Below are 15,415 nucleotides of genomic sequence, written 5' to 3'. Positions count from 1 at the left end.
ATGCTTTTTTTGTTTTTTACTTAAAATACTCACAGCTAAATCGTGTGAAAACAGCGTGGGAATCAGGCTGTTCTCCAACTGCATACAAGCCGATAAGTACACCTGTAAATCCTCCCGCTACTTCTGAGGAAAGATATCTCGTCTGCGCAGCTCCAAGCAGGGTTTCTGTCCCATTAACTTGAGTGTAGAAGTGATAATGAGTAGGAGTAGATTTGATAACCAAGGTAGCCTGATTATTCCGGTCCAGATCTATAGTTCTTTCAATGGATTTAATATCACCGATATTCAGTCGTTCAATGATCTCGTATCCACCTTGATGTCCGCGCAATGCCAGATCATAATGGTGGTTTTCGTCCATATAGACTGTAATGCCAGCTTCGCCACCGGTTAGGCTGATATCGCATGAAATAACCGCGTTGAAGTCTTTTTGACGAATGCCTATAAAGGTCGGAGATGCAGGAACATCCAGCGTAACACCGGTCCCCTTAAGCTTAATCTTATTGGATTCCAACACATAATGCTCTGTATCCGGATGCCGGAGATAACACCAGTCCAGATTCCAATCGGTGTTCTCGAACGTGAAGAGCTGTTTCTCCTGCTGACGGATGGTACCCGCGATACGATCGGTCTCGAAACTTAATAGAGTGGTCCCATTATGTCCTGCCGTAAACCATCCATCCTCGTCAAAAGTAACCGGGGTCAAGAAAACTTCACGTCCCAAGTGGTGATAAGTTAGATACTGACCCGTCTGACGGAACCCCAGATGCAAGAGCCACCAATTCCCTTCGTGGTCCTGGATCAGATCACCGTGGCCAACGCCTTGAAGCTCGTAACCGCCTAAATTCCGATTTGTCAAAACAGGGTTATTCCTATAGGCCTCAAACGGGCCGGAAGGGGAATCTCCCCGCGCATAAGTAACCATATGGCCATATTCCGTACCGCCTTCAGCTGCCATCAGATAATACCGTCCATTTATTTTGTACAGATGAGGGCTTTCCAGATAACGTCCCCCTGTACCTTGCCAGATTGAACGACTTGGAGACAGCTTGCGGCCGGATTCAATATCAATTTCACACTGGACAATACCGGCAACTCCATCATCATCTGTGCCATTGCTCATGAAATACGTTTTTCTGTCTTCAAAATATAAATCCGGATCGATTCCTCCTTGATCGACATGTATAGGTTCAGACCATTCGCCATAAATATCATCGGTCCAGACATAAAAGTTCTGATGTGTAGTATCATTTGTGGTTGTCATATAGAATCGGCCTTGATGGTAACGCAGGGTTGGCGCAAAGACACCCCCGGAGCTGCTTACACTGCCCAGCTGAACCTGGCTTTTCCGGGTTAAACAATGGCCGATTGGGGTCCAATTTATCAGGTCTTGGCTCTCGAAAATCGGAACACCGGGGAAATACTGAAAGGAACTGCATACCAGATAATAAGTGTTTTCTACTTTGCATACGCTGGGGTCAGGGTAAAACCCTTTGATGACCGGATTATTATATTTCATTTTATCCACCTCATTATAAATTCATATATGTAAGAATTCAGCTAGCCTTGCTGCTAAGAAAATTAAACACCATACGATAAAAACTTTCAATGGAGTAGGGTTGAAGGTTTGTGGTAAATTTATTAAATTAATATATATATGATTTCAATATGTAACGTCAGGAGATTGTTCATGTTAAAAGCGAACGGGGAACCGAAATTCATGGCGTTATATGAAGCGCTGGCAAGCGAAGTACGGTGGCGGATTATGGGTTTGATTGCCGATAACGAAATGAATGTAAAAGATATTGCAGCTACGCTTGAGCTTAGCCCCTCCATCGTTACCATGCACATACGGAAACTTGAGCAAGCCGGATTAATCGGGAGCCGCAGGGTCCGTCTAAACGGAGGGACGCACAAAATGTGCTTCCTTACACAAAAAAACATCGAGATCGAGCTGGCATCCGCCAGCCGAGCTTCGAAGAGCAGAGAACAAACCATTTCAGTCGGTCATTATACCGCATTTGAAGTTCATCCTACTTGCGGACTTGGCACACACGAGAAAGAAATCGGAGTTTGGGACGATCCGCGCTACTTTCTTGACCCTGAGCGGGTTCACGCTGCCATTTTGTGGTTCGGGAGGGGTTACGTTGAGTATAAAACACCTAACTATCTGCTTCCGGATCAAACGCCAGAGGCTATCGAGATTTCGATGGAAATGGCTTCTGAAGCGCCGGGCCTGCGCGATTATTGGCCTTCAGATATCCGGTTCACGTTTAACGGTGTCTCACTAGGAATGTGGACAAGCCCGGCAGACTTCGGACGAGCCGCCAGGGGAATATATACGCCGAAATGGTGGCATCGGAATGTGAATCAATACGGACTATTGAAGACGATCCGCATTGACGCTTCAGGTACGTTTATTGATGGAGAGTGGATGTCGGATGTAACTGTTGATGATATCAAGCTGAAGGAACAATTCTGGACCCTTCGTTTCGCGGTTGAAGAGGATTCCGTAAATGTAGGCGGATTGACGCTCTATGGAGCCGGTTTCGGCAATCACGATCAGGATATTGTAATTCGTGTATACCTTAGCGAATCATCTATGAATTAAAAGCCACCTTCTGCTGGCGGCTTTTTCTACTCACAAATTCTTTCGAGCAAAGTTCCCAACTGTTCTGCCAGTACTAGGTGGGTTACAGGTCTTTCGTTCGTAAACCACCATTCGACTACACCCACATAGGAGGAAGCCACGAATTGAACAACAAGATCTTTATGTAACCCTTCGTTTTTCCCTTGGGTGTTATCCACTTCTGCTTGGAACTCTTCAATAAGAAATTCCTGGAACCGGCTGCGGAAATAGGGCGCACCTTTACTCGCCAGCATCGTGGAGAAAAATGCATAGTTACGCTCAAAGTACTCCGTCCAAACTACGGACCCTGTTACAAAATCCAGATCCGCGGCCGCTTCGCATCTTTCCCGCAGTTCATTAATGTGTACTTCAATTAATTTATCCAGCAAATCGTATTTATCCATGTAGTGCAGGTATATTGTGCCGCGGCTGACGTTTGCTTTATCCGAAAGGTCCTGAATGGTTATATCGTTAAAACTTTTTTCAGACATCAGTTCAATGATTGCTGTTTTTAATGCTTCCTGCGTTTTAAGGATTCTTCTATCCACTTTAGGCATATTGCTCTCCGATCTTTCATTTGTTTATTCTGTGCATATTTATAATTATAAACAACTGTATATTAATATAAAATGATCAATTTCTAGTATTTCGTTCATTAATGAACAAATCGTAGGCCATTAACAATTGGCAAGGTCTTCAATATCTTTATAATAATAGACAAGAACACATTAAGTATCCATTCAAAATAAAAATAAGACTGGTCATGATTTCATCTATTAACAGAATGGAGGACATAATAATGAAAAATGAACAACTCAGCAATAGTACCATTTTCCCGTTAGGAGAGAAGGTACAAGCATATTTTACGGGTGACGCTTATCTGCAAATGGTATTTACAGATCCAGCGCCTCTGAATACCGTGATCGGCAATGTAACCTTTGCTCCAGGGGCCCGCAATAACTGGCATGCTCATCAGGTTGGACAGGTTCTGTTAGTTACAGGCGGCAATGGCTGGTATCAGGAAGAAGGCAAACCCGCCCGTTCACTCACAACTGGTGATGTGGTCAATATTCCGCCTAACGTGAAGCATTGGCATGGTGCGACTAAGGACAGCTGGTTTGTGCACCTGGCTATGACCCCAGGAACCACGGATTGGTTCGAAGCCGTCGATGATGCATGGTTTGATGAATTGTAGGAAAGAGGAGGTTAGACCTGTGGAATATATCAAATTTGGCCATACAGGAATGGACGTATCGCGGATTTGTCTGGGGTGTATGAGTTTTGGAAGTGTACTGCCGGGAGGGCATCAATGGGTGCTTGATGAGGATAACAGCCGCCCTATCATAAAAAGAGCTCTTGAGCTCGGGATTAACTTTTTTGATACAGCGAATGTCTATGCAAACGGAACCAGTGAGGAGATTATTGGACGGGCTCTGAAGGATTATGCGAACCGGGATGAAATTGTTCTCGCCACAAAGGTTTGGGGACGCATGCATCAAGGTCCAAATGGTTCGGGGCTGTCCCGTAAGGCTATAATGAGCGAAATCGACAAAAGCTTGAAGCGGCTAGGAACTGATTATGTAGACCTCTATATCATTCACCGCTGGGACTACGATACGCCAATTGAAGAAACTATGGAAGCTATGCACGATGTAGTGAAGTCCGGGAAGGCCAGATATATCGGTGCTTCTGCCATGTACGCATGGCAATTTCAAAAGGCGTTACACGTAGCGGAGAACAATGGCTGGACTCGTTTTGTATCCATGCAAAATCATCTTAATCTCATTTACCGGGAAGAGGAAAGGGAGATGATGCCGCTCTGCAAGGACTACAAAATTGCTGTGACACCTTATAGTCCTCTGGCCTCAGGAAGACTGATCCGCGATTGGTCGGATAGCACACATAGATCCGAAACCGATCTCATTCAAAAAGCCAAATACGATTCTAGTGCAGCTGCAGACCGCCTAATCATTGAACGTGTGGCTTCACTTGCAGAAAAACTCGGCGTACCCCGCATTCATATTGCTCTAGCGTGGCTGCTGCAGAAAGAATCTATAGCTGCTCCTATTATCGGCGCGACGAAGCTATCGCAACTGGAAGATGCAGTTGGTGCTCTGCCGGTGAAATTATCCGCGGAAGAAGTTTCATTCCTAGAAGAACTTTATATTCCGCATCCAATAGTTGGAGCGCAGTAAATGAATGAACGCGGCTTGGGAACGACATCATAAGGATGTAGTATACATCTCAGTTTCCCGAGGAGGATTCTTGTATGGCTCACCAGATGAGAAGGAAAGAAGCTGCCTGGAAGTCACGAAAGCAAGAACAGCATCCCCATGGTAAAATCAAATCGCTTAAGGTATTGTCCAGCGAATATGAAGAGAAGCATACTACTTTGTAAGGGAAGGAAGACTGCCAGGAGAGTGCGCTGGCGGTCTTTTTTCATTAAGTCATTTCGGGACTGATAAGAAATCGCTCCAGGGCGATTTCTTTTTTTGTGTTTTTATCAAGTGCAATGACTAGATCATGCTATTCCTATGACTTGAAAATGAAGGTTTGGCTAAGTGAAAGTGTACTACAATTTGGAGTGAACAGAGTGTTTGAATCTGTATAAAAAATAGACAGGAGTGCGGATTTATGCAGTACACCAATCCCGTAATACCGGGCTTTCATCCTGACCCCAGTATTTGCCGTGTAGGCGAAGATTATTACTTAGTCACAAGTTCGTTTGAATATTTTCCAGGGGTTCCTATCTTTCATAGTAAGGATCTGGTTCATTGGCGGCAGATCGGTCATTGTCTTACTACAGAGCAACAGCTTCCACTAACAGGCGCATGGAGTTCAGGCGGAATCTACGCACCAACCCTCCGGTACCACGACGGCTGGTTTTATATGGTGACCACTAATGTTAGCGGGGGCGGTAGTTTCTTTGTCAAGGCACAAAACCCCGAAGGACCCTGGTCGGAGCCGGTACAGGTTGCCCAGAAGGGTATCGATCCCTCTCTATTGTTTGATGACGACGGCCGCGTATATTTACAGTCTCCAACGACGGGTGTTGAAGGCGACGGCATCTATCAATGCGAGATTGATATGGAGACCGGAGGCAGACGGTCAGAAAGCCGCTTGATATGGAAAGGTACTGGAGGGGCTCATCCCGAAGGTCCGCATTTATATAAAATCAACGGACTATATTATCTGATGATCGCCGAAGGGGGGACCGAATTCGGACATATGGAAACGATTGCAAGAAGTGCTCAACCCTTTGGACCCTTTGAACCATGCCCTCATAATCCGATTCTTACGAATCGAAGCATGGGAAACGGCATACATGCAACGGGGCATGCGGATCTAATTGAAGCTCATGACGGAACTTGGTGGGCTGTGTGCTTGGGGATAAGAACGGTGTCTTACCCTATGGGACATCATCTGGGTAGAGAGGTATTCCTTGCACCTGTGAATTGGACATCTGACGGATGGCCCGTTGTAGGCAATAATACGCATATTGAACCAGTCATGGATGCTCCGAAGCTTCCTCAAGTGTTGTGGCCGGATAAGCCGCCCAGAGACGACTTCGATAATGAAAAGCTGGATATGATGTGGACTTTTTTGCGCAACCCTGCTGGGGGGAGCTGGTCATTGACGGAACGCAAGGGCTATCTTGTTCTCTATGGACAAGCGGCATCCTTAGATGAGGTTGGGACTCCTGCTTTTGTAGGACGACGTCTGTGTCACTTTTCCTGCAGGGCTGTGGCTAAGCTGGAGTTTGAACCACAGCATGAAGGAGAAGAAGCGGGATTAACAATGTACATGGATGAAGATCATCATTACGATCTGGCTATAAAGTTCATTCAGGGCCGTAAGAAGGTGATCTTCCGGCGGACAGTCGGCTCCATGCAGTTGGTAGAGCTGCGCGATTGTCCCGAAGGAGCGATTGAGCTCCAGTTTCAAGCGCTGCCTGAGAAATTTGTGGCTTCAATCCGATCTTCACAGACGGGCGAAATAGAAATGGGATGGGGAGAAACACATCTTCTCTCAACTGAAGTTGCCGGCGGGTTTGTGGGAGTAATGGCCGCGATGTATGCAATCTCGGAAGCACAGAACCCCGCTCCTGCATCATTTGACTGGTTCGATTATGAGCCATTTCAATAGGATGTATGGTTCCGTAGGAGGGAATTAGATGATGAACAGAGCAGCAACACAATTTCCTTATCAGAACCCGGATTTGTCCCTGCCAGTGAGGATCGATGACTTGATCATGCGTCTTACTCTGGATGAGAAAATAGAACTCATGTGCCAGTACCAGGCGGACATTCCGCGTCTTGGTTTGCAGAAGTACAAGCACGGCACGGAGGGAGCGCATGGGGTAGCCTGGCTGGGCGAAGCAACTGTTTTTCCCCAGAACATAGGGCTTGCCTGCACCTGGAATCCCGGACTTCTCCAAAAAATCGGTTCCGTCATTGGCGATGAGGCCAGGGTGTACTATCAGCGCAACTCATCCATTAATGGGTTAACCATTTGGGCGCCAACGGTAGACTTGGAGCGGGACCCACGATGGGGCCGTACCGAAGAAGGTTATGGAGAAGATCCATTCTTGACGGGAAGGCTGACAACCAGTCTGGTCCAAGGTCTTCAGGGAGACGACCCTTTCTATTACAAGGCAGTCGCAACATTAAAGCATTTTTACGCAAACAATAATGAATTGTACCGTGGCAGCGCATCAATCAGTATCGACCCGCGTAATAAACGCGAGTATTATTTGAAGGCATTTGAACCAGCCATCCGGGATGGCCGGGCGGCATCTATAATGACTGCATACAACGGAGTTAACGGAATTCCATGCAATTTGAATCATGAGGTGAATGAGATCGTCAAAGGCGAGTGGAACATGGACGGCTTTGTCGTTAGCGATGCCGGGGATGTTCTGGGAACGGTGACAGATCATCACTACACCGATTCTTATGCAAAAGCAGTAGCAGGCTCGATCAAAGCTGGTATTGATAATATAACGGATGATCAACCAGTATCTTTTCAAGCGCTTCATGATGCACTGGATCAAGGATTTCTGACGGAAGAAGACCTTAACCGCGCCTTAAGAAATACGTTCCGTGTTCGGTTCCGCCTGGGTGAATTTGATCCTCCAGAGCGAAATCCTTACAGCCATGTTCCAGAGGAGACATTGTGTTCGTCAGAGCATAATGCCTTATCACTTGCAGCAGCCCAAGAATCTATTGTTTTGTTGAAAAATGATGGTTTACTGCCACTTAGGCGAGAACTGGATTCAATAGCGGTAATCGGACCGCTGGCTGATGAAGCGTTCACTGATGCATATAGCGGTACGCCTCCCTATCGCATTACCCCGCTCCAAGGCATTTCGGAAAAAATGCAGGATCGTACGGTTGGATATACAACGGGAATGGACCAAATCCGTATCCGCACTTCTACCAGCGGGAAATATGTGTGTCTGCGTGATTCCGGAGATGATTCTGCTGTTCTAGTGGCAGATGGCAACGTTGCAGCTGAAGCGACAGTGTTTGAGTGCAGCGACTGGGGCTTTGGTAGCTTCACACTTCGGGAAGTGGACAGCCATAAATTTGTTACAGTAAGCGAAGATGGTTTTTTGACTGCAACTGCAGAAGCCGTTGGAGGATGGTTCGTCAAGGAAACGTTCAGATTCGAAGCGCTGGAAAAGGGTTCCTTTACGATGAGATCATGGCATGACAAACCTATTATCCCCGACGTCCACGGGCTTTTAAAAGCTTCAGAAGGTCAAGGCGAATTTGTCATGGAGATCGTGAACCATGGCATTGAAAAAGCCATAAAGTTGGCAAAAGAAGCAGAGACGGCTATTGTGTTCGTAGGCAACAACCCCTATATCAATGGTAAAGAGACGATTGATCGTCCAGATATCACACTTCCACCTGCTCAACTTGAACTCATTCAAGCGGCCCGGGCGGTGAACCCTAAGACCATCGTCGTAATCGTAGGCAGCTATCCTTTTGCGGTGAACTGGGAAAATAAGCACGTCCCGTCAATTATTTTCACATCGCATGCCGGTCAAGAGCTTGGACATGCTGTAGCCGATGTACTTTTTGGCGATTACAATCCTGCAGGCAGGTTGAACATGACATGGTACAGTTCCATGGATCAATTACCCGATCTTATGAATTACGACATTATCAAAGGTAAACGTACCTATCAGTATTTCGATGAAGAAGTGCTGTACCCCTTTGGTCATGGAATGAGCTACACAGACTTTAAATACGGTGAGTTGAATCTGGGCCGTGAGGTTCTCAAAGAGAATGAGACTTTTCTAGTATCAATCCATGTTTGTAATTCCGGTAGCAGGCCTGGGGATGAAGTCGTTCAGCTCTATATTCGAGCCGATAACTCACGAGTTACACGTCCACTGAAAACATTGATGGGTTTTGATCGGATCTATCTACTCCCGGGAGAATCCAAAACCGTTCAGTTCTCCTTAAAGGTGCAAGACCTGGCATTCTGGGACGTAACCCGCGAGCGGTATTGTGTGGAGAAAGGGATGTATACGCTCATGGCCGGGTCATCCTCTTCCAAGATTTTTTCGATGACTACACTGCATGTGGAAGGCGAAAAGATCCCTGCACGCTCACTTGGAGAATGGGTTAAAGCGGTTAATTATGATGATTATAAGAACATTTATTTAGATGAATGCCGGGAAGGGGGAGAGAGTATCCGCCCCGTTGCAGGCAGTGGCTGGATTGCTTTTCATGATGTAGATCTAAACGAATGGCCGGTGAAGTTCATGGCCCGGGTTAGCGGGAACATCCAAGGCGGCGAGATATCATTGACACTTGATTCTCCTGCTGGTGATCCTATAGCGGTCTGTCTAGTTCTGCCGACTGGTGGTACCCAGGCATGGACGACTGCAGAATGTGAGGTTCCATTCCGGTTGGAAATATCGGAACAGCGCAAGCTGTACCTGCACCTCAAAGGTGATGTACAGATCAGCTCGTTCTGTCTGCAGCTGCTATGATTCTTGCATTTTACGAAATGCTTTCGGGGTCATGCCGAAGTTTTTTTTGAATTGGCGTGTGAGGTAATTGCTGTCATTAAATCCACACTCGTATGAAATATCCGTAATGGAATGGTTTGTCTGCTTAAGCAGTGTGCAGGCACGTTCCAAACGCAGCCGGTGTAGATAAGCAATCGGTGTCGTCCGGTAATACGACTGGAAAATCCGGTTTAAATGTCTGACAGATATGTCTGATTTGGACGCAATCTCCTCCAGAGTCACTTGTTCCAGGTAGTGGTCCTCAATGTAAGAAATTGCACTGGCCAGATGCATCAGACTGTTGGCTACGCCGTTCTCCTGGTGGTCATACTGCCTGGACAGATATACAACAAGCTCCATGAACCTGGAAGCGAGCATGGTCTGATAACCTTGTTGCTTCGTTTCATATTCTTTAATCATAACCGAAACTAGAGCTGTGACATATTCAAGGCTGGCTATCGACATGCTCAGTTTGCTTTTGTACGGATTAATGCTGCGGTAGAACGGTTCCAAAATGAAAAGCGCCTGATAACCATCCAAGGACCGTAAATCCGGTCCGGCAGACTTCAACATATCCGGCTTGTACATGATGTTGCAAATCTTGAATTCGTGCGGGGCCTTATAGGCGTGATGAGTCCCGCCGTTCAGGACAAATACATTTCCTTTCTTGATAAATGATTCTTCATTGTTAACGATATGTGTAGCATGACCGTTTAACACGATGACCAGCTCAGAGAAATCGACATGCTTATGGAGGGACATTTCCTCATCATGTCCTCCATACTGAATGAAGAATGGAAACTGTTCATCGGTCGTAAACCAGTTTAAATATACATTGCTCAAAATAATATCACCCAATCCATTGTTGTTCATGTCTATATTATGCTATTTTGTGACTTGATTATCAAGGTTTTCCCTAGGATCAAAAGTTAAAATAAAGACGAAAACAGCCACTCTTAACACACCAAAAGGGGGAAATGAAGACCATGATTCAACAATTGCCCAAGACCTGCGGAATAGCACTTTTAGCAAGTGCACTTCTTCTATCGGCAGGCTGCAGCAGCTCAAAAAACAATACTGTGAATACCGCAAATGGCAACACCGGCAGTGATACCAGCCCCATAACGTTTTCATTTTTTGGAGCGGATGCGAATCCGAACTGGAATAACATGCAAGATGATGTAGGGAAAGAAATCACCGCAAAAACCGGAGTCACCCTTAATGCCGAATTTGATGTAGGCAATGGCGGAGGGGACAGAATCTCTTTAATGGCTGCCAGCGGAGATTATCCAGATATCATTTACGCCAAAGGAGAGCTTGGCAAACTGGTGGATGCAGGAGCGATTATCGATTTGACGGATCTTATCGACAAATATGCTCCAAACATTAAAAAGGTCATGAGCAAGGATATGAACCGTATGAAATACAGCAACGAAAACCAGGCTATCTATTCGATACCCACCAACACAGGTGTTGACCAGCAGTATTTTGACGTTACGAGCGGTTTTGAAGTTCAGCTTCGTGTACTCAAAGAATTAGGATATCCGGAGATTAAGACCGTTCAGCAATTTGAAAGCGTCCTCAAAGAATATGTGGCTAAACATCCGACAACGGATGGACAGCCGACGATTCCGTTATTGCTCAATGCGGATGGCTGGAAGAGTATGATTACCGTAACCAATCAAGCCGCGGCGACTACGGGTGGTGCAGGTGACGGTGAATACTATGTGGTTCCGGAAACCTATCAAACCATGCTGCACTACAAACGTCCGGAAGAAAAAGATTACTTCCGCTGGCTGAATCAAATGTATAACGAAGGACTGCTGGATAAGGATTCTTTTGTGGAAAAAGATGATCAGTATAAATCAAAAATCTCCAGCGGGCGAGTACTGGGTCTTACTTCTGTAGAATGGGAGTATGGAGATGCGGAGAATGCTCTGAAATCAGCAGGTAAAGATGAATATTCGTATGGTCATTTTCCGGTGACGATGGGCGAGCAATACAAAGATAACACCCTCCAGGCCATCGGAGTTGACGGTTATGGTATCAGCATTACTACAGCCTGCAAAGACCCGGTTCGCGCCATCAAATTCATAGACTGGTTATCCTCTGATGAAGGCCAGGTATTGCGAAATTGGGGCGTGGAAGGCAAACAGTACAATATTGAGAATGGAGTACGTGTGATCCCGGATGAGATCCGCAATCAGAAGGTGAATGATTCGGCCAATTTCGGGAAACATACAGGCATCGATCTATATACAATTTTCGGAGTTCGTTATGGAGACGGTGTAAAGGACTCAACAGGTAATTACTATACTACGAACTTCCCGGAACAGATCATCGCGAGTTACTCGGATGCTGAGAAGGAAGCATTAGCGGCATATAAAGCGACAACCTGGAAGGATCTGTTCCCGGCCGAGGATGAGTTCCCCGTCAAAGAGTGGGGGGCACTGTATAACATGCAGGTTCCGACGGATGGAGATTATCAGGTCATTTATCAGAAGACCCAAGATATTGTCCACAAACGTATTCCAGAGGCCATTCTCTCTAGCCCGGCAGACTTTGACAAAATATATGATGCATTCCTCGACGAATTAAACAAAGTTGGAGCAGAGAAAATGGAGAAGGAATATACCGAGCTGGTGAAAGCAAGAGTTTCACTTTTTACGGGCAAGGATATTAAATAAGACAAGTAAGCATACGCAAGACCCTTACCTGTAATAAGGTGAGGGTCTTTATGTCTGTATATCTTCCAAACCTCCAGAGTGTTCTGAAGATTTGAACAAGTGCATCAGTGGATTTCAAGCATTTGAACTGTTAAGATAATATTTACGTCAATAAAGGTTATAGGAAAATGGGGACAACAGAATGATGAAGATTTTCAGGCATAAAGCTTATTTTATCGGGATACATGTTTTATTGTTTATTTCCTTGTTTGTGACACTGTACGCGTACTCCCCGTCCATTCGGGTTAAAGTTAAAGGAATTATCGATCCTCCGGATAACGTATCTACGATTGCCCATCGCGGTGCTTCCGGATATGCTCCTGAGAACACAATGCCTGCCTTTGAGCTGGCGCTTGAAATGAAGTCGGATTATATTGAACTCGACATTCACTTAACCAAAGATCATATTCCTGTCGTGATTCATGATGAGACCGTCAATCGCACAACAAATGGCAAAGGATATGTAAGAAACATGACTTTAGCACAGATTAGACGCCTGGACGCAGGTTCATGGTTCAATGAGGCTTATCCGATGTTTGCCAGAGAGAAATATGCAGCGACACCCATTCCCACACTGGATGAGGTATTCGACACTTTCGGAAAAAATATCGGCTATATCCTCGAAATCAAGGATTCAACTAATGAGACTAATATTGAATCCTTATTAAACGAATATATTATGAAATATGAATTGGAGAATGTGGTGTCCATTCATTCATTCAGTAGAGCCAGTTTACGTAAATTTCATACAATAAACCCGGAAATTCCGCTCTATCAACTCGTTTGGAATGATTATTCCGAGGTGAGAGTCTCAGCATCTTTTCTGAAGGATGTGAAATCCTACGCTGTCGGAATTAGCCCCAACTTCCACGGAATCACTTCGGCCTATGTGGCGCAGTTGAAGCGGGCCGGACTCAAAGTGATGCCATATACAGTGAATTACCAGCTCAACATGAATAAAGCCTATCTATGGGGTGTGGACGGGGTATATACTAATTTCCCTGACCGTTTTCTTGAAGTCATTGAAACGAACCGAAAGAATGCCAAGTGGTAACGCGATTGATGTAGGGGGGCGCCCTTACAAGCTGCTGAAGACGATATTGCGCAGCTTACGCGTGATCGCCATCGTTCCGGCATCTTTTTTCTGGACCATAAACAGTACGGTCAGACCATCTTGCGGACTATTGCTGAAATATGCCCCCAGCCAGCCATCCCAGCCGTATTCACCTTTGCTCCCGATAAAACCGGCTTTCCCGGTCTGGGTCATGATGCGCATCTGGTTGCCGTAGCTGTGGCCCTGCAATGAATGCCAAGTATCAAAGCCTTTTTGCTGCCCATCCGTCAAATTAGCCGAAGTCATATATTGAACGGTTCTAGGCTTAAGCAATTGAACGCCATTATAGCTCCCCTGTTTCATAAGCATCGTTGTAAATTTAGCGGCATCGTCAATGGTAGAGACTAGTCCCGCACCGCCCGACTCAAATACAGGTTCACAGTTCATATGGTGGTTGATGCCCAAATGGCTGTCCGTGTACACCTTCAAGCCGCCTTCACCGTCATCCTGATAGACTTTCGCAAGACGGTCTCTTTTTTCTTCAGGCAGCCAGAAACCGGTATCATTCATTTCCAGCGGCTCCAATATCTCTTTTTTCAAAAATTGCCCGTACCGCATGCCGCTAACCGATTCTACAATGGCGCCAAGGATGTCCGCTGACGTTCCGTATTGCCAGTACGATCCCGGCTCGAACGACAGGGGGCCTTGACCCAGGCGGTTTGCGAATTCCATTGTGCTCATTGGATTGTCACTATGTAAGCGGCTGTCCAGTTCCTGGAACAATATATCTGTCTGCTGTCCGGCTGTGTCGGTTCCGCCGTATACCAGTCCTGATGTCATATTCAGCAAGTCGTGAATGGTGACATCCCGGCTGACGGGTACCAGTTCGCCGTTTTTCTCAACCCGTTGATTTTTGAAACCGGGAATATACCGGCTTACAGGATCGAACAAGTCAATTTCGCCGCGTTCCAGGAGCATCATAACGGATGTGGCAGTAACCGGCTTTGTCATCGAATATAGACGGAAAATCGAATTTCTTGAAACAGGGCGTCCCGACTCAAGGTCGGCCAAGCCATCTTCATGATAAAAGACTTCGTTGCCGTCCTTGATCACCATAAAGTTCGCGCCAGCGATTTCCTTGGTATCGATACTTGCCCTCAGTGTTTTTTTTAATAGGTTGATTGTGTTTGACTCCAGCATATTTCTTATAACTCCCTCTCCTGATAAGTTCCCTTAATCAAAGCTAGCTTTATAATTGACTAAAGTGAATATTAAACGCTTTTGTGCCAATTGTATAGTATATGGATTACAGGCTTCTCTCTAATAGAGCCCCCACTTGCTTCGCCATCTCATGTGGAGGATACGGCATCCCATTCCTGATCCACCATTCGATGACTCCAACATACGCTGTCCCTGCATATTGCAGCATCACTTCATCACTTAAAGCAGCGTTCCTATCGCTTTCCCTGTCAATCTCACCTTGGAATCCTTTCATAAAAGAAGCAAGGAGCCGCGTCCTAAAAGAGGAGGGTGTTCCTTTGCTTGCGAGCATCGTTGAAAAAAACAAATAGTTTTTCTCAAAATATTCGAAATAAGGTACAAGAGCATCAACCCAATTCAACTCACATGCCCAGGCATCCATCTCCCCTAATTCATCAATATGTAATTCTATGAGCTGATCCAGCAAATCAAATTTGTCCTGATAATGAAGATAAATAGTACCACGGTTGACATTTGCCCGGTCTGCCAGCTCCTGAATGGTAATATCATCAAAATTCTTCTCCGTCATGAGTTCAATTACAGCATTTTTTAAAGATTCTTGGGTTTTGAGAATTCTGCGATCCACTTTTCCCATCGTAAATGACCACCACACTTTCTTAGATCATGAATAGTATTGATAGATTTGTTTATAAATCAACAAAAACCGTCTTTTTGATCATTGAACATAGACTTTTTAACTATATAATAATGGACATGAGTTG

General features: G+C 45.6%; 13 protein-coding genes. 8 read left to right on the top strand and 5 right to left on the bottom strand.

Going from position 1 to position 15,415, the window contains the following annotated elements:
* Positions 1-16 precede the first annotated feature (16 nt).
* On the bottom strand, positions 17-1,516 hold the full coding sequence (locus A3849_RS26615) for a glycoside hydrolase family 43 protein (protein WP_074114106.1): 1,500 nt from the start codon (positions 1,514-1,516) through the stop codon (positions 17-19).
* 171 nt (positions 1,517-1,687) lie between these two features.
* On the opposite strand from A3849_RS26615, the gene A3849_RS26610 reads away from it, so the two are divergent.
* A complete protein-coding gene (locus tag A3849_RS26610) occupies positions 1,688-2,608 on the top strand; it encodes an ArsR/SmtB family transcription factor (RefSeq protein WP_074114105.1) in 921 nt (306 codons plus the stop codon).
* A gap of 26 nt (positions 2,609-2,634) precedes the next feature.
* Here the strand turns inward: A3849_RS26610 and A3849_RS26605 are convergent, their stop codons facing one another.
* A complete protein-coding gene (locus A3849_RS26605) occupies positions 2,635-3,183 on the bottom strand; it encodes a TetR/AcrR family transcriptional regulator (protein ID WP_074114104.1) in 549 nt (182 codons plus the stop codon).
* 242 nt (positions 3,184-3,425) lie between these two features.
* On the opposite strand from A3849_RS26605, the gene A3849_RS26600 reads away from it, so the two are divergent.
* The 5 genes from A3849_RS26600 to A3849_RS26585 all read left to right on the top strand — a co-directional run bounded on the left by A3849_RS26600 (position 3,426) and on the right by A3849_RS26585 (position 9,635).
* Positions 3,426-3,821: a cupin domain-containing protein gene (locus tag A3849_RS26600; RefSeq protein ID WP_074084400.1), complete on the top strand. Its 396-nt coding sequence runs from the start codon at positions 3,426-3,428 to the stop codon at positions 3,819-3,821.
* A gap of 19 nt (positions 3,822-3,840) precedes the next feature.
* Complete coding sequence (locus tag A3849_RS26595; RefSeq protein WP_074114103.1) at positions 3,841-4,821, top strand: aldo/keto reductase; 981 nt, start codon at positions 3,841-3,843, stop codon at positions 4,819-4,821.
* A 74-nt stretch (positions 4,822-4,895) separates the two neighbouring features.
* Complete coding sequence (locus tag A3849_RS33725) at positions 4,896-5,024, top strand: DUF6254 family protein (protein WP_244169897.1); 129 nt, start codon at positions 4,896-4,898, stop codon at positions 5,022-5,024.
* 236 nt (positions 5,025-5,260) lie between these two features.
* Complete coding sequence (locus tag A3849_RS26590) at positions 5,261-6,772, top strand: glycoside hydrolase family 43 protein (RefSeq protein ID WP_074114102.1); 1,512 nt, start codon at positions 5,261-5,263, stop codon at positions 6,770-6,772.
* A gap of 28 nt (positions 6,773-6,800) precedes the next feature.
* Positions 6,801-9,635, top strand: a complete 2,835-nt coding sequence (locus tag A3849_RS26585) for a glycoside hydrolase family 3 protein (RefSeq protein ID WP_256700931.1) — start codon at positions 6,801-6,803, stop codon at positions 9,633-9,635.
* Here the strand turns inward: A3849_RS26585 and A3849_RS26580 are convergent.
* The gene (locus A3849_RS26580) at positions 9,630-10,496 is read right to left on the bottom strand and encodes a helix-turn-helix domain-containing protein (RefSeq protein WP_074114126.1); all 867 of its coding nucleotides are present in this window, start codon (positions 10,494-10,496) and stop codon (positions 9,630-9,632) included. The genes A3849_RS26585 and A3849_RS26580 overlap by 6 nt on opposite strands.
* A gap of 143 nt (positions 10,497-10,639) precedes the next feature.
* Here A3849_RS26580 and A3849_RS26575 point away from each other — a divergent pair, with 143 nt between their 5' ends.
* Together A3849_RS26575 and A3849_RS26570 are read left to right on the top strand one after the other, a co-directional pair.
* On the top strand, positions 10,640-12,340 hold the full coding sequence (locus tag A3849_RS26575; RefSeq protein WP_074114101.1) for an ABC transporter substrate-binding protein: 1,701 nt from the start codon (positions 10,640-10,642) through the stop codon (positions 12,338-12,340).
* A 181-nt stretch (positions 12,341-12,521) separates the two neighbouring features.
* Positions 12,522-13,433, top strand: coding sequence for a glycerophosphodiester phosphodiesterase family protein (locus A3849_RS26570; RefSeq protein ID WP_074114100.1), 912 nt, complete (start codon positions 12,522-12,524; stop codon positions 13,431-13,433).
* A 24-nt stretch (positions 13,434-13,457) separates the two neighbouring features.
* Here the strand turns inward: A3849_RS26570 and A3849_RS26565 are convergent, their stop codons facing one another.
* Both A3849_RS26565 and A3849_RS26560 read right to left on the bottom strand, forming a co-directional pair.
* Entirely contained in the window at positions 13,458-14,633 is a 1,176-nt protein-coding gene (locus tag A3849_RS26565; RefSeq protein ID WP_074114099.1) for a serine hydrolase domain-containing protein, read from the bottom strand.
* A gap of 106 nt (positions 14,634-14,739) precedes the next feature.
* Entirely contained in the window at positions 14,740-15,288 is a 549-nt protein-coding gene (locus A3849_RS26560; protein WP_074114098.1) for a TetR/AcrR family transcriptional regulator, read from the bottom strand.
* Positions 15,289-15,415: the final 127 nt, after the last annotated feature.

It is taken from the genome of Paenibacillus sp. P46E (assembly GCF_001909095.1).
In the GTDB taxonomy this organism is placed as follows: Bacteria; Bacillota; Bacilli; order Paenibacillales; family Paenibacillaceae; genus Paenibacillus_AQ; species Paenibacillus_AQ helianthi.
Note: the sequence above shows the minus strand (reverse complement) of the source record. Positions and strands in the feature narration are given on the sequence as shown.

Excerpts from the sequence above, each read along its gene's own strand:
- A3849_RS33725 (WP_244169897.1), top strand. The coding sequence starts at position 4,896 with ATGGCTCACCAGATGAGAAGGAAAGAAGCTGCCTGGAAGTCACGAAAG.
- A3849_RS26605 (WP_074114104.1), bottom strand. The coding sequence starts at position 3,183 with ATGCCTAAAGTGGATAGAAGAATCCTTAAAACGCAGGAAGCATTAAAA.
- A3849_RS26590 (WP_074114102.1), top strand. The coding sequence starts at position 5,261 with ATGCAGTACACCAATCCCGTAATACCGGGCTTTCATCCTGACCCCAGT.
- A3849_RS26560 (WP_074114098.1), bottom strand. The coding sequence starts at position 15,288 with ATGGGAAAAGTGGATCGCAGAATTCTCAAAACCCAAGAATCTTTAAAA.
- A3849_RS26575 (WP_074114101.1), top strand. The coding sequence starts at position 10,640 with ATGATTCAACAATTGCCCAAGACCTGCGGAATAGCACTTTTAGCAAGT.
- A3849_RS26615 (WP_074114106.1), bottom strand. The coding sequence starts at position 1,516 with ATGAAATATAATAATCCGGTCATCAAAGGGTTTTACCCTGACCCCAGC.
- A3849_RS26585 (WP_256700931.1), top strand. The coding sequence starts at position 6,801 with ATGATGAACAGAGCAGCAACACAATTTCCTTATCAGAACCCGGATTTG.
- A3849_RS26610 (WP_074114105.1), top strand. The coding sequence starts at position 1,688 with ATGTTAAAAGCGAACGGGGAACCGAAATTCATGGCGTTATATGAAGCG.
- A3849_RS26600 (WP_074084400.1), top strand. The coding sequence starts at position 3,426 with ATGAAAAATGAACAACTCAGCAATAGTACCATTTTCCCGTTAGGAGAG.
- A3849_RS26565 (WP_074114099.1), bottom strand. The coding sequence starts at position 14,633 with ATGCTGGAGTCAAACACAATCAACCTATTAAAAAAAACACTGAGGGCA.
- A3849_RS26570 (WP_074114100.1), top strand. The coding sequence starts at position 12,522 with ATGATGAAGATTTTCAGGCATAAAGCTTATTTTATCGGGATACATGTT.